The organism is Bradyrhizobium sp. LB11.1, assembly GCF_040549385.1.
Classification (GTDB): Bacteria; Pseudomonadota; Alphaproteobacteria; order Rhizobiales; family Xanthobacteraceae; genus Bradyrhizobium.
Window position 1 is genome coordinate 96592 of the sequence record NZ_JBEPTH010000006.1, and the last position, 25393, is coordinate 121984.

26 protein-coding genes are annotated in these 25393 nt (G+C 63.1%); 15 read left to right on the forward strand and 11 right to left on the reverse strand.

Annotated features, from left to right (window positions below; all coding sequences use genetic code 11):
- Positions 1-2: 2 nt before the first annotated feature.
- The 4 genes from urtD to urtA form a co-directional block, all read right to left on the reverse strand.
- Positions 3-764 (reverse strand): urea ABC transporter ATP-binding protein UrtD, encoded by a 762-nt coding sequence (urtD, locus tag ABIA96_RS17445; RefSeq protein WP_354138283.1) that lies wholly within the window; start codon positions 762-764, stop codon positions 3-5.
- A 5-nt stretch (positions 765-769) separates the two neighbouring features.
- Positions 770-1936 (reverse strand): urea ABC transporter permease subunit UrtC, encoded by a 1167-nt coding sequence (gene urtC, locus ABIA96_RS17450; RefSeq protein WP_354138284.1) that lies wholly within the window; start codon positions 1934-1936, stop codon positions 770-772.
- A complete protein-coding gene (gene urtB / locus ABIA96_RS17455) occupies positions 1933-3543 on the reverse strand; it encodes an urea ABC transporter permease subunit UrtB (RefSeq protein ID WP_354138285.1) in 1611 nt (536 codons plus the stop codon). The genes urtC and urtB overlap by 4 nt, the downstream gene beginning before the upstream one ends.
- A gap of 81 nt (positions 3544-3624) precedes the next feature.
- A complete protein-coding gene (urtA, locus tag ABIA96_RS17460) occupies positions 3625-4947 on the reverse strand; it encodes an urea ABC transporter substrate-binding protein (RefSeq protein WP_354138286.1) in 1323 nt (440 codons plus the stop codon).
- 516 nt (positions 4948-5463) lie between these two features.
- Here urtA and ABIA96_RS17465 point away from each other — a divergent pair.
- The 3 genes from ABIA96_RS17465 to ABIA96_RS17475 all read left to right on the forward strand — a co-directional run bounded on the left by ABIA96_RS17465 (position 5464) and on the right by ABIA96_RS17475 (position 7802).
- Positions 5464-7014, forward strand: a complete 1551-nt coding sequence (locus ABIA96_RS17465; RefSeq protein ID WP_354138287.1) for a DEAD/DEAH box helicase — start codon at positions 5464-5466, stop codon at positions 7012-7014.
- 23 nt (positions 7015-7037) lie between these two features.
- On the forward strand, positions 7038-7325 hold the full coding sequence (infA, locus tag ABIA96_RS17470) for a translation initiation factor IF-1 (RefSeq protein WP_008131890.1): 288 nt from the start codon (positions 7038-7040) through the stop codon (positions 7323-7325).
- A 264-nt stretch (positions 7326-7589) separates the two neighbouring features.
- Complete coding sequence (locus tag ABIA96_RS17475; protein WP_027530211.1) at positions 7590-7802, forward strand: cold-shock protein; 213 nt, start codon at positions 7590-7592, stop codon at positions 7800-7802.
- Between the two features lie 96 nt (positions 7803-7898).
- Here ABIA96_RS17475 and ABIA96_RS17480 read toward each other — a convergent pair whose 3' ends face one another.
- From ABIA96_RS17480 to ABIA96_RS17500, 5 genes are all read right to left on the reverse strand, one after another.
- Positions 7899-8561, reverse strand: coding sequence for a TadE/TadG family type IV pilus assembly protein (locus ABIA96_RS17480; protein ID WP_354138288.1), 663 nt, complete (start codon positions 8559-8561; stop codon positions 7899-7901).
- 12 nt (positions 8562-8573) lie between these two features.
- The gene (locus ABIA96_RS17485) at positions 8574-9131 is read right to left on the reverse strand and encodes a TadE/TadG family type IV pilus assembly protein (protein WP_354138289.1); all 558 of its coding nucleotides are present in this window, start codon (positions 9129-9131) and stop codon (positions 8574-8576) included.
- A 9-nt stretch (positions 9132-9140) separates the two neighbouring features.
- Positions 9141-10550 (reverse strand): TadE/TadG family type IV pilus assembly protein, encoded by a 1410-nt coding sequence (locus ABIA96_RS17490; RefSeq protein WP_354138616.1) that lies wholly within the window; start codon positions 10548-10550, stop codon positions 9141-9143.
- 336 nt (positions 10551-10886) lie between these two features.
- Positions 10887-11378: a pilus assembly protein N-terminal domain-containing protein gene (locus tag ABIA96_RS17495; RefSeq protein WP_354138290.1), complete on the reverse strand. Its 492-nt coding sequence runs from the start codon at positions 11376-11378 to the stop codon at positions 10887-10889.
- A gap of 160 nt (positions 11379-11538) precedes the next feature.
- Entirely contained in the window at positions 11539-12366 is an 828-nt protein-coding gene (locus ABIA96_RS17500) for a sterol desaturase family protein (RefSeq protein ID WP_354138617.1), read from the reverse strand.
- 255 nt (positions 12367-12621) lie between these two features.
- Here ABIA96_RS17500 and ABIA96_RS17505 point away from each other — a divergent pair, with 255 nt between their 5' ends.
- The 10 genes from ABIA96_RS17505 (at position 12622) to ABIA96_RS17550 (ending at position 21550) form a co-directional block, all read left to right on the forward strand.
- On the forward strand, positions 12622-12786 hold the full coding sequence (locus ABIA96_RS17505; RefSeq protein WP_008131913.1) for a Flp family type IVb pilin: 165 nt from the start codon (positions 12622-12624) through the stop codon (positions 12784-12786).
- A gap of 77 nt (positions 12787-12863) precedes the next feature.
- Positions 12864-13004 carry a hypothetical protein gene (locus ABIA96_RS17510; protein ID WP_354138624.1) on the forward strand — a complete coding sequence of 47 codons (141 nt, stop codon included), beginning with the start codon at positions 12864-12866 and terminating at the stop codon, positions 13002-13004.
- 125 nt (positions 13005-13129) lie between these two features.
- Complete coding sequence (locus ABIA96_RS17515) at positions 13130-13654, forward strand: A24 family peptidase (protein ID WP_354138291.1); 525 nt, start codon at positions 13130-13132, stop codon at positions 13652-13654.
- Positions 13655-13782: 128 nt separating this feature from the next.
- On the forward strand, positions 13783-14580 hold the full coding sequence (gene cpaB, locus ABIA96_RS17520) for a Flp pilus assembly protein CpaB (protein ID WP_354138292.1): 798 nt from the start codon (positions 13783-13785) through the stop codon (positions 14578-14580).
- 11 nt (positions 14581-14591) lie between these two features.
- Positions 14592-16067 carry a type II and III secretion system protein family protein gene (locus ABIA96_RS17525; RefSeq protein ID WP_354138293.1) on the forward strand — a complete coding sequence of 492 codons (1476 nt, stop codon included), beginning with the start codon at positions 14592-14594 and terminating at the stop codon, positions 16065-16067.
- 20 nt (positions 16068-16087) lie between these two features.
- Positions 16088-16822 carry a CpaD family pilus assembly protein gene (locus ABIA96_RS17530; protein WP_354138294.1) on the forward strand — a complete coding sequence of 245 codons (735 nt, stop codon included), beginning with the start codon at positions 16088-16090 and terminating at the stop codon, positions 16820-16822.
- Positions 16819-18087 carry a CpaE/TadZ family protein gene (locus ABIA96_RS17535; RefSeq protein ID WP_354138295.1) on the forward strand — a complete coding sequence of 423 codons (1269 nt, stop codon included), beginning with the start codon at positions 16819-16821 and terminating at the stop codon, positions 18085-18087. Before ABIA96_RS17530 ends, ABIA96_RS17535 begins: the two co-directional genes overlap by 4 nt.
- Positions 18088-18108: 21 nt before the next feature.
- Positions 18109-19572, forward strand: coding sequence for a TadA family conjugal transfer-associated ATPase (locus ABIA96_RS17540; protein ID WP_354138296.1), 1464 nt, complete (start codon positions 18109-18111; stop codon positions 19570-19572).
- 16 nt (positions 19573-19588) lie between these two features.
- Entirely contained in the window at positions 19589-20566 is a 978-nt protein-coding gene (locus ABIA96_RS17545) for a type II secretion system F family protein (protein ID WP_354138297.1), read from the forward strand.
- 9 nt (positions 20567-20575) lie between these two features.
- Positions 20576-21550, forward strand: a complete 975-nt coding sequence (locus ABIA96_RS17550) for a type II secretion system F family protein (RefSeq protein WP_354138298.1) — start codon at positions 20576-20578, stop codon at positions 21548-21550.
- 63 nt (positions 21551-21613) lie between these two features.
- Here the strand turns inward: ABIA96_RS17550 and ABIA96_RS17555 are convergent, their stop codons facing one another.
- A complete protein-coding gene (locus ABIA96_RS17555; RefSeq protein WP_354138299.1) occupies positions 21614-22426 on the reverse strand; it encodes a tetratricopeptide repeat protein in 813 nt (270 codons plus the stop codon).
- A 352-nt stretch (positions 22427-22778) separates the two neighbouring features.
- Positions 22779-22982, reverse strand: coding sequence for a hypothetical protein (locus tag ABIA96_RS17560; protein ID WP_354138300.1), 204 nt, complete (start codon positions 22980-22982; stop codon positions 22779-22781).
- Between the two features lie 202 nt (positions 22983-23184).
- Here ABIA96_RS17560 and ABIA96_RS17565 point away from each other — a divergent pair, with 202 nt between their 5' ends.
- Both ABIA96_RS17565 and ABIA96_RS17570 read left to right on the forward strand, forming a co-directional pair.
- Positions 23185-24558, forward strand: a complete 1374-nt coding sequence (locus ABIA96_RS17565) for a leucyl aminopeptidase family protein (protein ID WP_354138301.1) — start codon at positions 23185-23187, stop codon at positions 24556-24558.
- A complete protein-coding gene (locus ABIA96_RS17570) occupies positions 24551-25393 on the forward strand; it encodes a C40 family peptidase (protein WP_354138302.1) in 843 nt (280 codons plus the stop codon). Before ABIA96_RS17565 ends, ABIA96_RS17570 begins: the two co-directional genes overlap by 8 nt.

A 25393-nucleotide genomic window follows, 5' to 3' on the forward strand; every position in this document is an offset into this window, starting at 1 on the left:
GCTCAGCGTCCCAAATACACTTCGATGACCCGCTCGTTGGACGAGACCTGGTCGATGGTTCCTTCGGCGAGCACAGTGCCTTCGTGCAAGCAGGTGACCTTGACCCCGAGTTCGCGCACGAACGTCATATCGTGCTCGACCACCATCACGGTGTGGGTCTTGTTGATCTCCCTGAGCAACTCGGCGGTGAGATGCGTCTCGACGTCGGTCATGCCGGCAACGGGCTCGTCGACCAGCAAGAGCTTCGGGTCCTGCGCGAGCAGCATGCCGATCTCGAGCCACTGCTTCTGGCCGTGGCTGAGGCTGCCGGCGAGACGGTTGCGGGCGTCGGTGAGGCGGATCGTCTCCAGCACCTTGTCGATGCGCTCGGACTCGGCCTTGCTGCCGCGCCAGAACAACGTGCCCCTGACGCTGTGGTCGACATTGAGCGCGAGCAGGAGATTGTCCTGCACGGTCTGGCTCTCGAACACCGTCGGCTTCTGGAATTTGCGGCCGATGCCGAGCTCAGCGATGCGGGTCTCGTCCAGTCGCGTCAGATCGGTGACACCGTCGAACAAAACCGTGCCCTCGTCCGGTTTGGTCTTGCCGGTGATGATGTCCATCATCGTGGTCTTGCCGGCGCCGTTCGGGCCGATGATGGCGCGCATCTCGCCGGGGGCGAGCGTCAGCGACAGATTGTTGATGGCGTGAAAGCCGTCGAACGAGACGTGCACGCCGTCGAGATAGAGCATCGCAGAGGTCGCGCGGGTATCCATGACGTTCATGACCGCTACTCCGCCATCTTCGGTTCGATGATGCCGTCTTCGGCCGCACTCGCGGTGGTCGCGGCGGGGCGCCTGTCCCTGGCCGACTCCCGCCATGCATTGAAGGTGCCGACGATTCCCTTCGGCAGCAGCAGCGTCACCAGGATGAACATCGCGCCTAGCATGAACAGCCAGTACGGCGCCAGCACACCGGAAGTGAAGTATGTCTTGGCGTAGTTGACGACGATGGCACCGAGCGCGGCGCCGATCAGCGTGCCGCGGCCGCCGACCGCGACCCAGATCACCGCCTCGATCGAATTGCCCGGTGCGAATTCGGATGGGTTGATAATGCCGACTTGCGGCACATAGAGCGCGCCGGCGACGCCGGCCATGCAGGCCGACAGCGTGAACACGAACAGCTTGTGGGATTCGACGCGGTAGCCGAGGAAGCGGCTGCGTGATTCCGCATCGCGGATCGCGATCAGGACCTTGCCGAGCTTGGAGGACACGACGGACCGGCAGATCAGGAAGCAGAGGATCAGCGCCAGGCAGCTCAACGCGAACAGCGCTGCACGGGTGCCTTCGGCCTGCACATTGAAGCCGAGGATGTCCTTGAAGTCGGTCATGCCATTGTTGCCGCCGAAGCCGAAATCGTTGCGGAAGAAGGCGAGCAGCAGCGCATAGGTCATCGCCTGCGTGATGATCGAAAGATAGACGCCGGTGACGCGGGAGCGGAAAGCGAGCCAGCCGAAGCAGAAAGCAAGCAGGCCCGGCACGAACAGCACCATCAGTGCCGCGAACCAGAACATGTCGAAGCCATGCCAGTACCACGGCAGTTTCGAATAATTCAGGAACACCATGAAGTCGGGCAGGATCGGATTGCCGTAGACACCGCGAGCGCCGATCTGCCGCATCAGGTACATGCCCATGGCGTAGCCACCGAGCGCGAAGAAGGCGCCGTGGCCGAGCGAGAGAATGCCGCAATAGCCCCAGATCAGGTCGATCGAGAGTGCGAGGATGGCGTAGCAGACATATTTGCCCCAGAGCGCGACCAGATAGGTCGGCACCTGCAGGAACGAGCCCGCCGGCAGCAGCAGGCTGGAGAGCGGGATCAGGATGCCGCAGGCAGCGACGACCGCGAGGAAGATCGCCGCACCGCGATCCAGCGATCGCGTCAGCATGTGAGGGGTCATGCTTCCACCGCACGGCCCTTGAGCGCGAACAGGCCGCGCGGCCGCTTTTGAATGAACAGGATGATCAGGACCAGGATGGCGATCTTGCCGAGCACAGCGCCAGCGACCGGTTCCAGGAACTTGTTGGCGATGCCGAGCGTGAAGGCGCCGACCAGCGTGCCCCAGAGATTGCCGACCCCGCCGAACACCACGACCATGAAGCTGTCGATGATGTAGCTCTGGCCAAGATTGGGGCTGACATTGTCGATCTGCGACAGCGCCACGCCAGCGATACCGGCAATGCCCGAGCCGAGCCCGAAGGTCAGCGCGTCGACGCGCGAGGTGGCGATGCCCATCGAGGCCGCCATGCGGCGGTTCTGCGTCACCGCGCGCATCTCGAGGCCAAGCGCGGTATAGCGCAGCATGGCCAGCAGGATCGCGAACACCGCAAGCGTGAAGACGAGAATCCAGAGCCGGTTATAGGTGATGGTGATCTGGCCGAGCTCGAACGCACCGCTCATCCAGGAGGGATTGCCGACCTCGCGATTGGTCGGACCGAACATGGTCCGCACCGCCTGCTGCAGCACCAGCGACAGGCCCCAGGTCGCAAGCAACGTCTCCAGCGGCCGCCCGTAGAGGAAGCGGATGATGCTGCGCTCGATCAGCACGCCGATGGCGCCAGCGACGAGGAACGCGAGCGGCACGGCGATCAGCAGCGAATAGTCGAACAGAGCGGGATAGCGGGTGCGGATCACCTCCTGCACCACGAAGGTGGTGTAGGCGCCGATCATCACCATCTCGCCGTGGGCCATGTTGATGACGCCCATCACACCGAAGGTGATGGCGAGCCCGATCGCGGCGAGCAGCAGCACCGAACCGAGCGATAGGCCGTACCAGGCGTTCTGCACCGTGGACCAGACTGCGAGCGAACTCTGGATCGAGCCGATCGCGCTCGCAGCCGCTTTCGTGACAGAGGCCGGCTGGTCGGAGCCGATATCGGACAGCAGGGCCAGCGCTTCCTGATCGCCGCGCGCCCTGATGGTGGCGACGGCTTCGAGCTTCTGCACTTCGGTGGCATCGGACTTGAACAGCAGGATCGCGGCACGCGCTTCGCCGAGCGCGGTCTTGGCCGATCGGTTGGTTTCCTTGGCGAGCGCGCTTTCAACCGGCTCGAGCGCCGTCTCCTCATGCGATTTGAAGACGGACTGCGCAGCCTGGAGGCGCGCACCGAGATCAGGCGACTGCAGCGTCAGGCTGCCGAGCGCAGCATCGACGCTGCGGCGCAGGCGGTTGTTGAGGCGGACGGCGCTGGCGCTGTCAGGCACGCTGGCGACCGGCTGGCCGGTCGCGGCGTCAATTGACTTGCCGTCGGTCCCGGTGACGTAAACATTCTTGCTGTCCGGATCGGCCATCAGGCGGCCGTCCTGGAGCGCATTGATGATCGGAAACGCCAGCGCATTGCCGCTGCTTGCGACCGCACCGATCGCCTCTTCCGTATCGGAATAGTCGTCGTTGGCGAATTTGGCGATCGCATCCTCGAACGGGCCGGCAAAGGCCGGCAGCGCGAGCGCGATCAGGAATAGCGAGAGGACAAAGGTACAGAGACGAGCGGATAATTTGGTTGGCACTGTGGATCACCCCGGCAGAACTGGGAGAAGGCGGCGGAATAGCCGTCTTCTCCCCTTGTGCAGTCGAATGTCAGATCCGGATCAGGAGCCGGTGCCGAGGCACTTGTTGGTCTTGGTGTTGAAGTTGCCGCACTTCTTGCCGACCCAATCGCCGATCAGGTCCTTGGAGCCGTCGAGCTCCTTCGACCAGGCATCGCCCGCGACGAGCCCCGGGGTCTTCCAGACAACGTCGAACTGGCCGTTGCCCTTGATCTCGCCGATGAACACCGGCTTGGTGATGTGGTGGTTCGGCAGCATCTTCGAGGTGCCACCGGTCAGGTTCGCAGCCTCGATGCCGGGAAGCGCGTCGATCACCTTGTCCGGATCGGTCGACTTCACCTTCTCGACTGCCTTCACCCACATGTTGAAGCCGATCACGTGGGCTTCCATCGGGTCGTTGGTCGTACGCTTCGGGTTCTTGGTGTAGGCCTGCCAGTCCTTGATGAACTTCTCGTTCGCCGGGGTCTTGATCGACTCGAAGTAATTCCAGGCGGCGAGATGGCCGAGCAGCGGCTTGGTGTCGATGCCGGCGAGCTCTTCCTCACCCACCGAGAACGCGACCACCGGGATGTCCTTCGCCTTGATGCCCTGGTTGCCGAGCTCCTTGTAGAAGGGGACGTTGGCGTCGCCGTTGATGGTCGAGACCACCGCCGTCTTCTTGCCGGCCGAGCCGAACTTCTTGATGTCGGCGACGATCGTCTGCCAGTCCGAGTGACCGAACGGCGTGTAATTGATCATGATGTCTTCCTGGGCGACACCCTTGGACTTCAGGTAGGCTTCCAGGATCTTGTTGGTGGTGCGCGGATAGACGTAGTCGGTGCCCGCGAGCACCCAGCGCTTCACCTTCTCTTCTTTCATGAGATAGTCGACGGCAGGGATCGCCTGCTGGTTCGGCGCAGCGCCCGTGTAGAACACGTTACGCTCGGACTCTTCGCCTTCGTACTGCACGGGATAAAACAGGATGTTGTTGAGCTCCTTGAACACCGGGAGCACAGACTTGCGCGACACCGAAGTCCAGCAGCCGAACACGACGGCAACCTTGTCCTTGGTGATCAGCTCGCGCGCCTTTTCGGCGAACAGCGGCCAGTTCGAAGCGGGGTCGACGACGACGGCTTCGAGCTTCTTGCCGAGCACGCCGCCCTTCTTGTTCTGCTCGTCAATCAGGAAGAGGATAGTGTCCTTCAGCGTGGTTTCGCTGATGGCCATGGTGCCGGAGAGGGAGTGCAGGACGCCGACCTTAATGGTGTCGTCAGCGGCCTTTGCGCCGGAAATGGAGGCCAGACCAAGCATCAGTCCGGCGGTCGCGGCGAGAACGCCGCGGCGGCTAAATGACGCCGCTATATCGTGAGTGGATTTGTTATTCATGAGTGTGTCGTCTCCCTGACGCAGGCGTGAAAAACGCTGCGAAACGGCCCCACGGCCGCCTGCGATCAACGGAATCGCAAGAACCATGCCATGGGCTGGGCACCCGCCAAGCAATTGTTAAGACTAGACAATTTTCATACAATCAAAGTTTAGCCGTAGTCTGCCTGCTCAAATCTTGGGCGAGTAAAATGTTTGCTTATGCGGCAGTCAGCTTATTTTATAAGCAGCGTATCGCAACTGGCTAAATTTCCGGCATAACTATTTTTGCACCGCAATCGCCGGCAGGTGAACGCCCGCCTTGAAAACGCCGCGCCGATGTTCCATATGAGGGCACAGATCGCGAATCGAGCGATCGTTGCGAGCCGCGTGTTCTTAAGCCCGTACGGGCGTCTGGCTTGCCCCATATCTCCCAAGCCATCCGACACCCCAAACACGCAGGTGTCCTCTCGACACCCTTTTGCGTGCGCCGCGCTGAATGCGCCGGGCGCCCGCTTTTGACATGGAAAGAACCCTCTTTTGACTTCGTTTCAGGACTTCGGCCTCGCCGAACCCATCGCACGTGCTCTCGCCGAAGAGAATTACGTCACCCCCACCCCCATCCAGGCCCAGACGATTCCCACGGCGTTGACCGGCCGGGACGTCGTCGGCATTGCCCAAACGGGCACCGGCAAGACCGCCTCCTTCGCGCTGCCGATCCTGCATCGCCTGCTCGAGAACCGCATCAAGCCGCAGCCCAAGACGGCCCGCGTCCTGGTGTTGTCGCCGACCCGCGAGCTTTCGGGGCAGATCCTAGACAGCTTCAACGCCTATGGCCGCCACATCCGGCTGTCCTCGACGCTCGCCATCGGTGGCGTGCCGATGGGCCGCCAGGTCCGCTCCCTGATGCAGGGCGTTGACGTGCTGGTTGCCACCCCCGGCCGTCTGCTCGACCTCGTGCAGAGCAACGGGCTGAAGCTCGGCAGCGTCGAATTCCTCGTACTCGACGAGGCCGACCGCATGCTCGACATGGGCTTCATCAACGACATCCGCAAAATCGTCGCCAAGCTGCCGATCAAGCGGCAGACGCTGTTCTTCTCGGCCACCATGCCGAAGGACATCGCCGAACTTGCTGACGCCATGCTGCGCGATCCCGCCCGCGTCGCCGTAACCCCGGTCTCCTCGACCGTGGAGCGCATCCAGCAACGCATTATCCAGGTCGACTTCTCGGCCAAGCCGGCGTTCCTTGCCAAGCTGTTGAAACAAGAGCCGGTCAACCGCGCGTTGGTTTTCACCCGCACCAAGCACGGCGCCGACAAGGTCGTGAAGACGCTCGAGAAGGCCGGCATTCCGGCCAGCGCCATCCACGGCAACAAGTCGCAGAACCATCGCGAGCGGACGCTGGCGCAGTTCCGCTCCGGCGAAATCCGCACGCTGGTCGCCACGGACATCGCCGCCCGCGGCATCGATGTCGACGGCATCACCCACGTCATCAATTTCGATCTGCCCAACGTGCCCGAGACCTATGTGCACCGGATCGGCCGCACCGCGCGCGCCGGCGCCGACGGCACCGCGATCTCGCTGGTCGCCGGCGGCGAGGAACTCAGCTATCTCCGGGACATCGAGAAGCTGATCAAGGTGGCACTGCCGCGCGAAGACCTCCGTACCGATGCCGGCCGCCGCGATGCGGGCGCTCCCCCGCAGCAGCAACGGCAGGGTCGCCCCGGCCGCCCGGGCCAGCGCCCGCAAGGCGCAAGACATGGCGAGGCACGTCAAGGCGACGGCCGTCGTGGTGACGAAAGGCGTAGCGACGGACGGCATAGCGCCGGCAAGCAGGGCGACGGAAGGCCCGGCGAAGGTCGGCATGGTGATAGCAGGCATGTTGACGGACGGCCTGGCGGTAGCCAGAAGGCCTCGAAGGGGTCTCGTCGCCCAAGGTCCGGTGGCAAAACGCACTCTTCGCCAAACGACCGACCGGAGCAGCGTTCCGCGCATAGCGCCGGCCAGCCTGATGGGATACAAGGCGTAGCCTTTTTGCGCCGCGATAGCCGGCCGATGGGCCAACCGACCCGCAAACCCTATTCGCACTAGCCGTCCACGACCTGGAGAAATTCATGGCTAAGGAAGAGCTGATCCAGTTCGAAGGACTGGTCACCGAAATCCTCCCCGACGCGCGCTACCGCGTGCAGCTCGACGCCGGGCACGAGATCGTCGCCTACACCGCCGGCAAGATGAAGAAGAACCGCATCAAGACGCTGGCGGGAGACCGTGTGACGGTGGAGATGTCGCCCTACGACCTCGAAAAGGGCCGGCTGATTTTCCGCCACAAGGACGAACGCCCCAGTGGCGTGGGTGGACCTCCCCGTCCCGGCCAGCGCGGCGGCCAGTTCCGCCGTCGTTAATGGCTCCGCGCCCGCGCAGAGCTTGAAATGCTGACCTGTATGCTGGTCCGCCGTGAAAATCACGGCGGATCAAAAAATCGTGCTCGTCAGCATTGTTTCGGCGCCTTCTTTCCAATAAAATCCGCTAATCGATTTTCGGCCGGACGACATTAGCATCCACCGGTACAGCCGGTTCAGACACGCTGACGACCCTTCCAGAAATTCGATCTAACCTGCCTGCGCGAGCGGGCTCTTACATTGTGTATCTGAGAAGGAACTACCCCCATGAGCATGGGAACCGTGAAGTGGTTTAACGCGACCAAGGGCTTTGGCTTCATCCAGCCCGACGATGGCGGCCAAGACGTGTTCGTTCACATCAGCGCCGTCGAGCGTGCCGGCCTCGGCTCGCTGCGCGAAGGCCAGAAGATCTCCTACGAGATCGTTGCCGATCGCCGGTCCGGCAAGTCGGCTGCCGACAATCTCCGCGACGCTGGCTAATCTCCAGCGCGAGCGTACCGAACAACGAAAAGGCCGTGCGGATGCACGGCCTTTTTTTGTCCCAAGGCGGATGCTGTAGCCGCTAGATCGAGCGGACTAGCAGCTCTTCTGCTGCAAATGTTGTATGCAGGTGCAAGTTGTTGTGGCCGGATACTTCACGTCGTAATAGGGAAAGGTCGAATTGCTCGGGCTGTTCGTCGAGCAACGCGGAAACAGATAATAGCTGTCGGTCAGCTTTACGGTGCCGCTGATCGTGTAACCGAGGTTGGGCGTGTAGTCATAGGCAACCTCGCTGAGAATGAGCGAGATGTTGGCGTTGGCCGAGTGATTCGGGTCAGGCGCGGTAAATGACGACAGTGTCATCGTCTGACCGACCGGCCTTGCTCCCGACGAACTGGTTGACCGGCTCCATTGAACCGTCGCCTTGCCAGTACTGTCGGTCGAGACTCCGGAGACCGTGATCGTCATCAGGGAGGCGCCACCGGAACCCGTGACAGGATAGGGCGCCATGATTGCGGTCGAAGCCGAGAGGATACTGTCCATCCGGGCCGACGTAACCTGAGTGTTCTGCGAAATCATGTCGGCAACACTATGGGCCGCTGCGGTGACCTTGACGTTCATCGCCAGCCCGTTGCCGAGCTCGACTCCGCCGATATAGAGCACCAGCATGAACGGGACCACGATGGCAAACTCCGTCGCTGCAACGCCGCGAACGTCGGTCCATAGGTGCCGCGCGCGAAACGACATGCCGGCGAGCATAGCTAACTCCTTCTAGGATGACGGTTCGTTCTGGAAAGCGGCCGACGCCATGATCTGCCGGTTGCCGTTCGAAATATTCGAGAGATTGAAACCGAGCGGCCCGAGGACGACGGGCCATACGTACGTCACGCGAAGAACGACGATATCGCCGGCATCCCCAGGATTGTATTGCCAGACATTCGTGACCTGCCCCTGGCCGTTGAAGGTCAAGGGGGGCAAGCTCGTGTTCGCCGTCGTCCAGTCGTTGGCGACCTGCACGTCGACCATCATGCCCGAGCAATTGAAGAAGATCACGATCTGATCGCAGACCTTCTGCTTGAATGCGGCCTGCGTCATCTGCGCAGACTGGACTTGCCCTGTCATGATGAGGCGTGCGGATTGCTGCACGACGGATTCGAGCAGCTCCTGGGCAAAGAAGACGAGAAACGTCTGAACGAGCGCGATGATGAGAGCGAGGAACGGCGCGGCAACGAGCGCGAATTCGACGGCCGTGGCTCCGTTGTTGTCCGCAGCGAAAGCGGCGCAGCGATTGCTGCGTCTTTTTTTCGATGTGGCATCTGGTGCGGTCATGCGGCTGTCCTACTGTGAAAGGCTGGCTGTGCTCGACGCGACCTTGATGAAGAGGTTCGTCAGCGCCCCGGAAATATCGCCGCCGGTTTGAACGCTGGCATAGAAGCCAGGCGAGGCGCACGCTTGGAGGTTTTGCGCGATCGCGCCGGTTGAGGAAGTAGGCTGGTCGTACTTGTCTATCCAGCTCATGTACCAGCTATCCGTTTTCTGGATTCCGGTAGCGGGATTGGCGATGAGTTGCAGATACTCCGTGTAGAGGACAGCGATCTTGATGCCGCGGTTCTTGATGGTCGTGCACAACGTCGTGTCGAGCGGCTGCTGGCATCGACTGTTGGAGGCGAAGCTCGCGTTGGGGCAAGTCGAGGAGATCTTGTCTTCGACACCGTCGGTGACAAGGAACACCACTTCCTGCGGCGTATCTCCCGCCACGTTGCTGCCAAGGCCGGGGGTAGGCATGGCTTTGTTGAGGGTGGTAAGCGCGCCGGCGATATCTGTGCCATTGTCGGTCTTACAGTTCGTTGTCACAACGACGCAGTTCTGGTAGGCGACCGGCATCAGAGAGATGTTGGAAACTTTGGTTCCGGCGGTGGTCGGGGTGGTCAACGTCGCCAGTGTGTTCAAACCTACGTCGAACGTATAGAGCGCCGCTTTGTAGGTGGTGTTGTTCAGGGCCGCCATGCACTGCATGACGCCCCCCGAAACACCCGACTGTGGGCAGTTCGACCATGTATTGAGCAACTGGTTGACGGCACTTGTCACGAGATCGATCCGCAGGGTGATATTGTTGGATCGTGCGATTGCGAGGTTATCCTTGGTCCCGCCGTCGTGAGCAATATTGGTTTGATGACAGGCGAAGCCGCAGTTCTGCGAGGCCCCTGCCGACTGGTACGCGGGAGCGGTGTACTTGATGAGATTGCTGATGTCGGACGTGGTCGCGCCGATCCCCATGGACGGCGAGTCATCCATCAGCAGATAGAAATTCATGTTGGGTGCGCTGGACGCCTTCGCCGTCGACGTGCCGTTGATCTGCCAAGTCTGCTTGCCGAGAACGCCTGGGAAATTATTGATGGACTGCGCGGAATACGAGACCGTGATGGTCCGCTGGAGGCCGGAATCGACGACATTGATTGTCGGCGTCGGAACCGACTGCAGGCCTGCAATATTCGCCTTCGCCGCGAAGACGGCTGCCGCGGTCGCCTGGACGACACTGTCGTCGCTCTGCACCAGCATCGCTGGCCTCACAGCCGCAACTGCCGCCGCGTCCGCGGCCGCGTCCAACTGCCCCTTCTTGCGCAGGGCCAGCGTGTAGTCGAGCGACATGCCCAGGAGAAAGATGGTCGGAACCATCACGAGCGCGAAGATAATGGCGACGTTGGCCTTCCGATCTCTCGCGAAACGTCGCATTGCACCGCGAAACATGACCTTCATCCCGATTGCGCCCCGATGGAGCATCAGCGCTTCCCTTGACGATTGGAGAAAGCAACGCCGTTTGCTCTGCCGATTGGTTTCAGCAGGGGTTCAATCTGGGGATGGCCGCTTAAGCAATGCTTACTTGGACTGTGTGAACACGGGTCTGCGAGAAGTCCACCGCAAGATTGAAGTGGCATCATTAACCGAGCTTAAATGTTCAAGGCGAAACCGGCATTTTTTCAGGCACGCACGACAGGATAGTCGCCGCCTGCACGAGAATCGCCGCGAAGACACCGGTGGGTGCCTGGCCACGTGGCTCACATCACGATGGGATTATAAGGCCAGCTAGTTGGTCTTGCCGCCACCACCACCGCTGGCATTGCTGCTCAGCGCGCCGGCCTGGCTCATCGTGGTGCTGAAGTAATTGTCGCTGTCGCCGAGCGTGACGCGGCGCTGGCAGATCGGCAAGCAGCTATAGGACTCCCGCTCGATCCCGCGATAGACGGTGACAAGCCGGTCGGTCGGGCCTTCGACCTGGATCTGCCGATCGACCAGGATCTCTCCGCCGCGGTCGAGCGCGATGAAGTTGGTGGCGCCGTAACCCTTGCCGGTCACGACGATCATCCCGCCGGGCTGCAGCGTCACGTCGGCGATCAGGGGATTTCCGACCACGATCGTTGCCACCTTGCCGGGCAGCCGCACGAGCTTGGCCTGGTCGACATTGACCGCGATGGTATCGACGGTGGACTCGGCAAGGCCAATGGACGGCGAAGCCAGCATGGCAGCCGCAGTCAGGAGACAGATGCGCACATGACGGCGCAGGAACTCTTTACGCATACTCTTACCCCGGGACGTCACAAACCGGCAGAATCGATCAGGAAGCGGAGCCGGCGCCCGACCCGGTTAACCTGCCTGTAATTCGTGAACGTTCCGCAAATTTGGCAGGTATTGTTTGAACAGACTGGCGTATTTGTCGCCCGCGGTGCCGGACGCAGTCCTATTGACGGAACGGATAAGCAAGCTGGCCGCCGATCTCCTTCGGCATTGTCGCTTCATCCTTGCCGTAATCCTGCGGCAGCTCGCCCTTCGGCATACGGAAGGTTCCGAACAGCATGTCCCAGATCGGGAAGGTGCCGGCAAAATTGGTATCGCCGCCTTCTTCGAGCGAGGTGTGGTGCCAGCGGTGGAACACCGGCGTCGCCAGCACATATCTGAATGGCCCGAAGGTCCAATTCAAATTGGCGTGCACGAAGGCCGAATGGAAGGTCGTGAACGGGCCGACCCAGATCATCACGTTCGGCGAAATGCCGGCCATCAGCAGCACGACATCGACGCCGATGGTGCCGAGCATCAGATTGACCGGATGGAAGCGGGCGGCCGAGATCCAGCTGATCTCCTCGGATGAGTGATGGATCGCATGGTACTTCCAGAACCCACCGCCGTGAAACAGCCGGTGCAGCCAATACAGCATGAAGTCGGCCAGGACCAGGAACAGCACGCCCTGCACCCAGAGCGGCAGTTGCGACAGCGGGCCGTGGCCATTGTCGTAGAAGGCAATCAACTCGTCGGCGTCGTGGATGTTGAAGACGACGCCGGCGGTGACGATCAGGAGTCCGATCCGCATGGTGCGGGCGAACACCGGAACGAAGAACCAATAGCAGATGTCGGTCACGATCTCGCGCTTGCGCCACCACGCCGAACCGGCATTGCAGGCCCAAAAATGCTCGAGCACGGTGAAAACCACCGCGAGCATGAGAGTGACAGGGATCACCTTCTCGATGGTCTCGCCGAGCATCAGGGCGACTTGCATGGGTAGGCTCGACATCATCGCTTCTGTTCCAGTCCGCTGATCCCCTTAGGCCTACTCCGCGAAATTTAAGGGAGAGTGAAGTTGACGGCGCGTTCGCAACTGGAACGAACTGCAACAGCGGCTTTAAGGCGAAATTCACTCTGGCCAAAAGCATCGCGCGAGGCGCGGGTTTAACCGATCGAATTAACTCTACCGAAAGAGCTCGGCTCACATGCTCGTCGTGTAAAGACAGCGCCGATCGAGGCGACCTCACCCAGATGGAGTTAGTTCATGAAGAACCTCATTGCGCGTTTCGCGAAGGATGAATCCGGCGCCACCGCCATCGAATACGGCCTGATCGCCGCCGGCATCGCGCTGGCCATCATCACCGTCGTCAACAACCTCGGCACCACGCTGAACGCCAAGTTCGGCTCGATCAGCTCCTCGCTGAAGTAAGCCGACCGGCAAGACGACGGCAAAAGCCCCGGACCTCCGGGGCCTTTGTTTTTTGGACAGTGCGAGTTCAAGTGGCGTTGCGTAAGCACAGAACCGATGCCGCGGTTGCGGCGAACGAGGTGGACACGTCGCGAGGCGACGCGCCGGCCTATTGGGTCTGCCTTGCGCTGCTGCTCGCCATGGCCACACTGGCGATGCGCATTGCCAGCATGTGGTGAGACTGCCCGCATCGGATTTCCGGGTCCGAGACCGCAGCGGCCGTTGTCGGTTTGTTTAGCACTGCCCCCTAGCATGCGCCGACGCCCCGATCCGGGCGACGGACCCAGGCCTCAAGACGCAGCCCATGATCCTCGACCTCGCGCGCCTTCTGCTCTTCCCGGCTCTGATGGCGTTCGCAGCCGCCAGCGATCTCTTCACGATGACGATCTCGAACCGCGTATCGCTGGCACTGGTGACAGGCTTCTTCGTGCTCGCCTTTGCCGGTGGCATGGCACCTTACGAGGTGCTGAGCCATGTCGGCGCCGGCGCACTGCTCCTCGTCGTGGCCTTTACCTGCTTTACGATGGGCTGGATGGGCGGCGGCGACGCCAAGGTCGCAGCTTCCGTGGCGCTCTGGTTCGGCTTCGCCCCATTGATGGACTTCCTGCTCTACGCTTCGCTGTTCGGTGGCGCGCTGACCCTGCTCCTGCTCCAGTTCCGGCAATGGCCGTTGCCTTACGGGCTTGCCGGCCAAGCCTGGCTGGCGCGACTTCACGACAAGCAGACCGGCATTCCCTACGGCATCGCTCTCGCACTTGGCGCACTGATGGTCTACCCCGACACCGAATGGGTGAAGGCGATCGACCTCGCCCATCTCGCACTGAGCTGAACGCCCCCGGATCAACCCGGCGTTAACGCGATTTAGATACGCCTCATTAACCATGCTTTGACGAATAGCTGGTCAACTGCCGATTACGGCGGCGGCAGCGTCGCGGCGTTCTGTGGAAAGTGAAGCGTATGAATAGGGCACGCATAGTCGTCCTGACGGTCGCCATCTGCGCCGGCGGCGTCGCCGCGTATCTAGCGAGCGGCTCGAACTCTGCGCCGCCTCCGACGGCTCCGGTCGCGCAGCTTCCCACCACCGATGTGCTGGTCGCCAAGAACGACATCGGCCTCGGACAGACCGTGAAGCCGGAAGACGTGCAGTGGCAGACCTGGCCGACCGCGACCGCCAGCGCCGCCTTCATCCGCCGCAGCGAGCGCCCCGATGGAGCGACCCAGGTTACGGGCTCGATTGCGCGGGCCCCCTTCATCCAGGGTGAGCCGATCCGCGACCAGAAGCTGGTCAAGGCTGATGGGTCCGGCTTCATGGCTGCGATCCTGCCGAGCGGCATGCGCGCCATCTCGACCGAAATCTCGCCGGAGACCGGCGCGGGCGGCTTCATCCTGCCGAACGATCGCGTCGATGTGCTGCTGACGCGCCGCCTCAAGAACCCGGACCAGAGCGCTGGCGCCCAGGATATCGTCTCGTCCGAGGTCATTCTGGCCAATGTCCGCGTGCTGGCCATCGACCAGGCGCCGAAGGAGAAGGACGGTCAGAACGCGGTGGTCGGCAAGACCGTGACGCTGGAACTCAATTCCGCACAAACCCAGCTGCTTTCCTCGTCCCGCCAGACTGGAACGCTCTCGCTGGCGCTACGCAGCATTGCCGATGTCAAGATGAGCGAGATCACGCTCGATGAATCCGCGCAGAAGCGCGACGGCGTTTCGATCATTCGCTACGGCATTCCCACCCAGGCGGCGAAGGCGCGATGAGGACAGTCGATATGAAATGCAGGCCAGATCTGGCGACGATGCGGACCTCGATGGTTCGCGCCCTGTCGTTCTCGGCCGCTCTCGCGCTGACGCTCAACCCCGCGCTGACGCCCGTAATCGCAGCGGATTATCGTCCCGCGGCGCCGGTTGCAGCCGACGGCCAGATGAACGCGCGCTTCCTCTCGCTCGGCGTCGGCAAGTCGATCGTGATCGACCTGCCGCGCGACATCAAGGATGTGCTGGTTGCCGATCCCAAGATTGCCAACGCGGTGGTCCGCTCGTCCCAGCGCGCCTACATCATCGGCGCCACCGTTGGCCAGACCAACATCGTGTTCTTCGATTCCGCCGGCCAGCAGATCGCGGCCTATGACATCGCGGTCAAGCGCGACCTCAACGGCTTACGTGCGGCGCTGAAGCAGATCCTGCCCAATTCCGACATCCAGATCGACGGTCTCGGCGACGGCGTCGTCCTGACCGGGAGCGCCGCCAATCCGCTGGAAGCGCAGCAGGCCAACGACCTCGCCGCGCGCCTCGCCGGCGGCGCCGACAAGGTGGTGAACTCGATCGTGGTCCGCGGTCGCGACCAGGTGATGCTGAAGGTGACCGTCGCCGAAGTCGCGCGCACCATTGTCAAGCAGCTCGGTATCGACCTCACCGCGAACCTGAACTACGGCACGTCGGTGGTGAGCTTTACAAACTCCAACCCGTTCACGGCGCTTGGTCACAATCTCGTGGACGGCAACGCTCTGACCACCAAGTTCGGCGCGACACCGTCGGTGCAGGCAACCCTGCGCGCGATGGAGACGGCGGGCGTGATCCGGACGCTGGCCGAGCCGAACCTGACCGCGATCTCCGGCGAGTCCGCGACCTTCATCGCCGGCGGTGAATTCCCGGTGCCGGCAGGCTATGCCTGCGATCCCACCACGCATGTCTGTACCACCCAGATCAGCTTCAAGAAGTTCGGCATCTCTCTCAACTTCACCCCCGTGGTGCTGAGCGAGGGCAAGATCAGCCTGCACGTGATGACCGAGGTCTCGGAACTGTCGAACGAAAATGCGATCACGCTGTCGCAGGCCGTGACCTCGACTTCGGTCAACTCGCTGACGGTGCCGTCGATCAAGACCCGCCGCGCCGAGACCTCGCTGGAAATTCCCTCCGGCGGCGCGATGGCAATGGCCGGCCTGATCCAGCAGCAGACCAAGCAGGCGGTCAGCGGATTGCCGGGGCTCATGCAGCTCCCGATCCTCGGCAGCCTGTTCCGCAGCCGCGACTTCGTCAACAACTCGACCGAGCTGGTCGTGATCGTGACGCCCTATGTCGTTCGCGCCGCAGCGCCAAAGGACCTGTCGCGGCCGGATGACGGCTTCGCGGCGCCCGCGGATCCGCAGGCCGAACTGATCGGCAACATCAATCGCATCTATGGCGTGCCGGGACGGACCGAGCCGGCCAAGAACTACCGCGGCACCTACGGCTTCATCACGGACTGATGGCGGAACGGGGACATAGTATGATCAAAACACGACCCCAGACCCGCTACCGCGCCGCCGGCTTCGGTGGCGCGCTCGTCGGTATCGCGCTCGCGCTCGGCGGCTGCCAGCACGACGAGGTGGCGACCGCTTCCATTCCCGATGATTACAAGCAGCGTCATCCGATCGCGATCGAGGAACAGAACCGTTCGATCGTCGTGTTCGTCGGTCACGCCCGCGGCGGCCTGACCGCAGCCCAGCGCGCCGACGTGATGGGCCTGGCCTCGACCTGGATGCACGAGGGCACCGGAGCCATCCACATCGACGTGCCGTCCGGAATGCCGAATGCACGTCCAGTGGCAGAATCGATGCACGAGATTCAGGCGATGCTGGCAGCGGCGGGCGTTCCCCCGCGCGGCATCATCGCCCGCCCCTACCAGCCGGAAGACAAGCGATTTCTGCCGCCGATTCGGCTGACCTATTCCAAGATCGCCGCGGTCGCGGGCCCCTGCGGCCTGTGGCCGGAGGATATTGGCCCCTCGATGAAGAACAAGAGCTGGTTCGAGAACAAGGACTACTACAACTACGGCTGTGCCTATCAGCGCAACATCGCGGCCATGATCGACAATCCGTCGGACCTCGAGCAGCCGCGGTCCGAAACTCCGGCCTACACGGCGCGCCGCATCACCGCCTTCGAGAAATATCGCAAGGGCACGCAGACGTCGACCACCTATCCCGAGGCCGATAAGGCCAAACTCAGCGATACCGGCAAATGATCAGCTACGCGCGCCAGACTCAGGAAGAACAGCCGGAGGCTTCGCAGCCGCCGGTCGAGGAGCATATTGCGCCATCGCCGCGCGTCTCGGTTCAGGCCTTCTGCGAAACCGTGGAGACTGCGGCCGCCGTGCAATCGGCCGGCGAGGATCGCCGTCTCGGCAAGGCCCACCTGAAGATCCAGATGGGCGGGATGGCGGCTGCGATCGAAGCGTATCGCTCGGCGCCAACGCCGAACGTCATCGTGCTCGAGAGCGACGCCCGCAACGATCTGCTGAACGGGCTCGACCAGCTTGCCACCGTCTGCGACGCCGGTACCCGGGTGGTCGTGATCGGCCGCATCAACGACGTCATGCTCTATCGCGAGCTGGTGCGCCGCGGCGTCAGCGACTACGTGCTCGCGCCGGTTGGCGCGATCGACGTCGTGCGCTCGATCTGCAACCTGTTCTCGGCGCCGGAAGCCAAGGCGGTCGGCCGCATCATTGCCGTGGTCGGCGCCAAGGGCGGCGTCGGCGCCTCCACCATATCTCACAACGTCGCCTGGGCGATCGCGCGAGACCTCGCGATGGACGCCGTGGTCGCCGATCTCGACCTCGCCTTCGGCACCGCGGGGCTCGACTACAACCAGGACCCGCCGCAGGGCATCGCGGATGCCGTGTTCTCGCCCGATCGCGTCGATACCGCCTTCATCGACCGCCTGCTGTCGAAGTGCACCGACCACCTCAGCCTGCTGGCGGCGCCGGCCACGCTCGACCGGGTCTATGATTTCGGCACCGACGCCTTCGACGCCGTGTTCGACACGCTGCGCGCGACCATGCCTTGCATCGTGCTCGACGTCCCGCATCAATGGTCGGGCTGGACCAAGCGCGCCCTGATCGGCGCCGACGACATCCTGATCGTGGCGGCGCCCGACCTCGCCAATCTGCGCAACACCAAAAACCTGTTCGATCTCCTGAAGGCCGCGCGTCCCAACGACCGCCCGCCACTGTACTGCCTGAACCAGGTCGGCGTTCCCAAGCGGCCGGAGATCGCGGCGGCGGAATTCGCCAAGGCGATCGAGAGCCAGCCGGTCGTCTCGATCCCGTTCGAGCCGCAGATCTTCGGTGCGGCCGCCAACAACGGCCAGATGATCGCGGAGATCTCCGCCAACCACAAGTCGATCGAGATGTTCCTCCAGATCGCTCAGCGACTGACCGGCCGCAGCGAGACGAAGAAACAAAAGTCGTCCTTGCTTTCACCGCTGATTGAGAAATTGCGGGGAAAATAGGCCGCCGCATGGAGTTATTAAGTGTTCGGTAAGCGTAGCGGAACAGACACCGACCCTCGGGCTCCCAAGCCCGGCGCCGTGTCGCCAGAGCCTGCCCCGGCTCCGGCGCCGACGGTGTCGCGCGCGCCGCCCCCGCCGGCCGTCACCTCCCCGCCGCTCGCCCCTGCCCGGCCCGCGCCGGCCATGGAGAGCCGCCGCTCGGACAATTATTACGAGGTCAAGGCGACCATCTTCGGCGCGCTGATCGAGGCCATCGACCTCGCCCAGCTCGCCAAGCTCGATTCCGAGTCGGCGCGCGAGGAAATCCGCGACATCGTCAACGAGATCATCGCGATCAAGAACATCGTGATGTCGATCGCCGAGCAGGAAGAGCTGCTCGACGATATCTGCAACGACGTGCTCGGCTATGGTCCGCTCGAGCCGCTGCTCGCCCGCGACGACATTGCCGACATCATGGTGAACGGTGCCGGCACCGTCTTCATCGAAGTCAGCGGCAAGATCCAGAAAACCGGTATTCGCTTCCGCGACAACCAGCAGCTCCTCAACATCTGCCAACGCATCGTCAGCCAGGTCGGCCGGCGCGTCGACGAATCCTCGCCGATCTGCGACGCGCGCCTCGCCGACGGCTCCCGCGTCAACGCCATCGTGCCACCGCTGGCGATCGACGGTCCAGCGCTCACCATCCGCAAATTCAGGAAGGACAAGCTGACGCTGGATCAGCTGGTCAAGTTCGGCGCGATCTCGCCGGAAGGCGCGGAAATCCTCCAGATCATCGGTCGTGTCCGCTGCAACGTGCTGATCTCCGGCGGTACCGGCTCGGGCAAGACCACCCTGCTCAACTGTCTGACCAACTACATCGAGCATGACGAGCGCGTCATCACCTGCGAAGACGCCGCCGAACTCCAGCTCCAGCAGCCTCATGTGGTGCGGCTCGAAACCCGGCCGCCCAACATCGAAGGCGAAGGCCAGGTCACCATGCGTGAGCTGGTGCGCAACTGTCTGCGTATGCGCCCCGAACGCATCATCGTCGGCGAAGTCCGCGGCCCGGAGGCCTTCGACCTGCTCCAGGCCATGAACACCGGCCATGACGGCTCGATGGGAACGCTGCACGCCAACAATCCGCGCGAAGCACTGTCACGCTGCGAATCCATGATCACGATGGGCGGCTTCTCGCTGCCCTCGCGCACCATTCGCGAAATGATCTGCGCCTCGATCGACGTCATCGTCCAGGCCGCGCGCCTGCGCGACGGCTCGCGCCGAATCACCCACATCACCGAGGTGATGGGCATGGAGGGCGATACCATCATCACCCAGGACGTCTTCCTCTACGACCTGGTCGGCGAAGACGCCAACGGCAAGATCATCGGCAAGCACCGCTCGACCGGCATCGGCCGCCCGAAATTCTGGGAGCGTGCCCGCTATTACGGCGAAGAGAAACGCCTTGCCGCCGCGCTCGACGCCGCGGAATCGGCGCCGCCGACGTGAGCAGGTCAACGCAGCCATGAACATGCAAGTCTTCGCCCTCGCCTTCCTCGCCACCGCCGCCGTCGGCGGCATCGCCTGGGTTTTCCTCTATCCGCTGCTGTCCGGGGAGCGGAAGGCGGAAGGCCGTCGCGCCTCGATCGCGCGCGCCGAGGCTCCTGCGGCCAAGCAGGCCGAAAAAAGCCAGCGTTCGCGCCGCGAGCAGGTCGAGACCTCGCTCAAGGATCTCGAGGCACGGCGCCTCAAGGAGAAGAGCGTCCCGCTCACCGTCCGCCTGTCACAGGCGGGGCTCGACTGGACGCCGCAGAAATTCTGGATCGCGTCCGCCGTAGTGGCGGGCTTGTTTTTCTGCGGCGCGCTGTTCGGCGGCGGCGGCCTGCTCGGCGCCGTCGGTCTTGCATTTGCCGGCGGCTTCGGCCTGCCGCGCTGGGCGCTGGGCTTCCTCAAGAAGCGCCGCGAAAACAAGTTCCTGAAGGCACTGCCCGATGCCGTCGACGTCATCGTCCGCGGCATCAAGGCTGGCCTACCGCTGTTCGAATCCATCAAGGTCGTCGCGGCCGACGCACCGGAGCCGCTGCGCAGCGAATTCCTCCAGATCATCGAGACGCAGGCGATCGGCATGCCGCTGGGCGAGGCTTGCACGCGGCTCTATCACCGCATGCCGTTGCCGGAGGCGAATTTCTTCGGCATCGTGGTGTCGATCCAGCAGAAGTCGGGCGGCAACCTCTCCGAAGCGCTCGGCAATCTCTCCAAGGTGTTACGCGACCGCAAGAAGATGAGGGAAAAGATCCAGGCGATGTCGATGGAGGCCAAGGCCTCGGCCGGCATCATCGGATCGCTGCCGCCGATCGTGATGTTCCTCGTCTATCTCACGACGCCCGGCTACATCTCACTGCTGTGGACCCATCCCACCGGCCAGCTCATGCTGGTCGGCTGCGTCGTCTGGATGTCGGTCGGCATCATGGTGATGAAGAAGATGATTAACTTCGATTTCTGATGGTGCCGTATGGTCGATTTACTCGTCACGAAGCTGCACGACGTCCATTTCATGACCATGATGCTGGCGGCCATCGCTGCCAGCGCCACCGTTTATACGCTGGTGATGCCGCTGCTCGCCGGCGAGGGCCTCTCCAAGCGCATGAAGGCGGTGGCGAGCGAGCGTGAGCGCATCCGGCAACGCGAGCGCGAACGTCTCAACAAGAGCGAGAAGGTCTCGCTGCGCCAGACGCCCAAGCAGCTCGTCTCCAGGGTGGTCGAAGATTTCAACCTCACCAAATGGCTGGCGCAGGAAGCTGCGCGCGACAAGCTCATTATGGCGGGCTATCGCGGCCACGCGCCTTACATCACGTTCCTGTTCGCCCGCATGGTGGCCCCGCTCGTGCTGTTCGTCGGCTCGGTCGTCTACGTGTTTCTGATCGCGCATCTGGAGAAGTCGATGCCGATCAAGATCGGCATGTGCGTGGGCGCCGCCTATGCCGGCCTGCAGGCGCCGATGCTGTTTCTCAAGAACAGGATCTCCAAGCGCCAGCTCTCGATCAAGCGCGCCTTTCCCGATGCGCTCGACCTGCTGCTGATCTGTATCGAATCCGGCATGTCGGTGGAAATGGCGTTCCGCAAGGTCGCCACCGAAATCGTCGGCCAGTCGATCGCGCTGTCGGAGGAATTCACCCTGACCACCGCCGAACTGTCCTATTTGCAGGACCGCAAGGTAGCGTACGAAAACCTGGCAAAGCGCACCGGGCTCGAAGGCGTCAAATCGGTGTGTCTGGCGCTTCAGCAGGCGGAACGCTACGGCACTCCGCTCGGCCAGTCCCTGCGCGTCATGGCGCAGGAAAACCGCGACATGCGCATGACCGAGGCCGAGAAGAAGGCAGCTGCCCTGCCGCCGAAACTGACGGTGCCGATGATCCTGTTCTTCCTGCCGGTGCTGTTCGTCGTCATTCTCGGACCGACCGGCATCAAGATCTCCGAGCTGCACTGACGCCGGAGATTGCGGACCGCACGCGGTCCGCAGTCGATTTCAGAATCGGAAGATCAGGTCTGATCAGTCGGGCTGGCTGAGCGAGGCGACCGGCGTCCGCTTCGACGCACCGCGGGGGCCATCGTTGCGATTCAGCATTTCCTTGAGATAAGCGACGTTGGCCGCAGCCTGGTCCGGCGGCAAGTCCGCCTTCACGATGGTCTCGGCCTCGGCGAAGCGGCCCTGGAGGCCGACCACCAGGCCGAGATTCTGCCGCACTCGGGAGCTTGCACGCGGTGAAGCATAGGCTTGTCGCAACGCCTCTTCCGCCTTTGGAAGGTCTCTCGACAGCATGTAGGACAGGCCGAGATTGGAGAGCACGCCAGGATCGCCCGGCGCGATCTTGAGCGCGCTCGCATAATAAGCGCGTGCCTCGTCGTGACGGCCCATCTGGTCGAGCGCCGTGCCCTGCACCGAGAGCAAGCGCCAGTCCGGATTGTCGGGCGAATGCGCCTTGGACAGCACGTCGAAGGCCTGCTGGAAATTACCATTGTCGGCGAGCGCGCGGCCGTATTGGGCAAGCAGCTGCTTGTTGCCGGGATTGGCGATGGTCGCCTGTTCGAGCACGGCGGCGGCCTGGGCGCGCTGACCGTTGGCACGCAGGGCTTGGCCATAGGCCAACGCCACGTCGGGATCCTTGGGATTGGCGCGGTAGCGCTCGCTATAAATCTCAACTGCGCGTGCCGGATCGGTCGGGGCGGCTTCCGCCTTCGGACCGATCGAGCCGGTAACATCGGAGAGTTTTGACATTGCCGTGCAGCCGCCGAGGCTCGCGGCCGCCAGCGCGATCAGCGAGGCGGAGACAAGAAGCCGGGCAGGACGGAACCGTTGACGCATGACGCTTTGACTCTCGAGCCGATTGATCGAGCCGAACGCGTCAGCAATAGACTGTTAACCCTAATGGCCGGTTAACGCGGAGGACCACCGCCTTGCGGCGGCATCTTACCGCCCAGGCCCAGGTCGAGGCCGAGCAGCTTCACCTGGTCGTTCAGGTCCCGCAGCAATTCCAACCGTAGCCGCGTCCTCCCCTCGATGTCGGCAGCCTCGCGCGGCAGCGTCGGCCACCGGCGCGAAGATCGCCACGATTGACCAGGCGATCTGCGCGGAGCTCGTCGAGCGCAACGCGCTCGTGAACGGCAGTTCTCGAGCGACATACGAGCGCAATCAGCAGATGGTTTCGCAAGCCCGATCAATATTCGATGGCGAGGCGCTTGCGGATTTCATCAATACGCTTGTCGAGCGCATCGAACCGCGCATGAACAGAACGGTCATGGAGATAGAAGACGTAGCCGCCGGCGAGGAACGCGAAGACCCAATGGTGATGCTCGACATAGCCAAAGACAGCCTCGATTGCCTGGCCGATGAATGTGATCACACCCCACACAAATTCCATTGCAATTCCTCCCGGCACGCTTCGTCTTCGGTCACGGGCGTTCTCGGCTCGCTTTACGATCTGCCCGGCAACCGCTGCCGGAACCTAGCATGGCTGCATCTCTGCGAGTAGCGGCTCACCGAGCGGTGACCGCAATGCCGATTGCAGCCACCGCGAAACTCTGCGAAGTCTCCTCCAACCGAACGACCTTGCGGACCCGCCAATGCCTTCCGTCTTCGAGACGTCCACGACTGCCACTCCGATCATTTTCGTCACCAAATCGAGCTGGGATGCCGTGCGCGAGACGCTGCCGCCGGCGCAACGCCAGTTCGCCACAGCCAGCGCCTTTGCCGCCAAGCCCGGCGGCTATCTCGCGCTGCCCGCGCCCGACGGCACGATCGCGCAAGTGCTGTTCGGCCTCGATGACGACGGTGCCAGATCGCGCGATCCGTTCCGGCCGGGCGCATTGCCGGGCCTGCTGCCGCCGGGCACCTATCGCTTTGCCAATGCACCGCACGATGCACGACTTGCGGCGCTCGCCTTCGCGCTCGGCAGCTACCGCTTCGCCCGTTACCGCAAGGCTGACAGGCCCGACGTCCGTCTGGTGCCGCCTGACGGCGTCGACCCCGCCGAGATCAACCGCATGGCGGATGCCGCGATGCTGGCACGCGATCTCATCAATACGCCGTCCAACGACATGGGACCCGAAGAGCTCGCCGCAGCCGCGCAAGAGCTCGCAACTGAGTTCGGCGCAAGCTACGCATGCACGATCGGCCAGGATCTCCAAACGAACTTTCCGCTGATCCACGCCGTCGGCATGGCCTCGGATCGAGCGCCGCGGCTGATCGACATCGTCTGGGGCGATCCCGGCCATCCCAAGGTGACGCTGGTCGGCAAGGGCGTCTGTTTCGACACCGGCGGGCTCGATCTGAAACCGTCGAGTGGCATGCTGATCATGAAGAAAGACATGGGCGGCGCCGCCAACGTGCTGGCGCTGGCACGCATGGTGATGGATGCGAAGCTGAAGGTGCGCCTGCGCGTCCTGATTCCGGCGGTCGAGAATGCGGTTTCCGGGAATGCCTTCCGCCCGCTCGACATCTTCACCTCCCGCAAAGGGATCACCGTCGAGATCGGCAATACCGATGCGGAAGGCCGGCTGGTGCTCGCCGACGCGCTGGCGCTGGCCGACGAGGAGAAGCCCGAGCTGCTGATCGATCTGGGCACACTGACCGGCGCCGCCCGCGTCGCGCTGGGGCCGGATTTACCGCCCTTTTACACCAATGATGAGACGCTGGCCGCCGACGTCGCACGCTGCGCGGTGAAGGAGAACGATCCCTTGTGGCGCATGCCGCTGTGGCCACCTTACGATGCGTGGCTGGACTCCAAGACGGCCACCATCACCAATGCGCCGTCCGGCGGCTTTGCCGGCTCGATTACCTGCGCGCTGTTCCTGCAACGCTTCGTCGAGCAGGCCAAAAGCTGGCTGCATGTCGACATCTATGGCTGGACGCCGTCGGCCAAACCGGCACGGCCCGAGGGCGGCGAATGCCAGGCCGCCCGCGCCATCTACAAGCTGCTGAGCGAGCGCTATGCATGATCCGCGGTTGACACCGGCGCGCGGCGATCTCGCCGCAAAATATCTCGAAGGCAAGGTGCGAGCGGACCGCTTCGTCACCGGCGAGGAATTCGAGGTGGTCGCGCCGATCGCGCCGGTCCGCGAGCAGCCGTCATCTAACGCGATGCAAATGACGGAAGCGCTGCGCGGCGAGCGCGTCACGGTCTACGACCGCAACGGCGAAGGCTGGGCCTGGGGCCAGCTCGGCGGCGATGGCTATGTCGGCTGGCTGCCTGACGTCGTGCTGATGAAGCCGGCGGCCGCGCCAACGCACAAGGTCCGCGCGCTGCGGACGTTTATCTTCCCGGGTCCGTCGATCAAGCTGCCGCCGACCGACACGCTGGTGCTGGGATCGAAGCTCACGATCGCGCGCGAAGAGGGCATTTTCGCCGTCACGCGCGAGGGAACGTTCCTGCCGAAGACCCATCTCGCGATGCTCGACCATCGCGAGCCGGACTTCGTCGCGGTCGCCGAGCGCTTCGTCGGCACGCCCTATCTCTGGGGCGGCAAGAGCAGTGTTGGCATCGACTGTTCCGGACTCGTCCAGGTCTCACTGGCCGCCGCCGGCACCGGATGCCCCCGCGACAGCGACATGCAGCAGGCGGGCCTCGGCCGTGCGCTGGAGCCGCATGAGCGAAACAAGCTGCAACGCGGCGATCTGATCTTCTGGAAGGGACACGTCGCCATCGTTCGCGATAGCAGTACGATGGTTCACGCCAACGCGCATCACATGGCAACCGTGATCGAGCCGATCGAGCCGGCCATCGCACGGATCAGGGCGGCCGGCAGCGAAGTCGTCGCAATCAAGCGGCTCTGA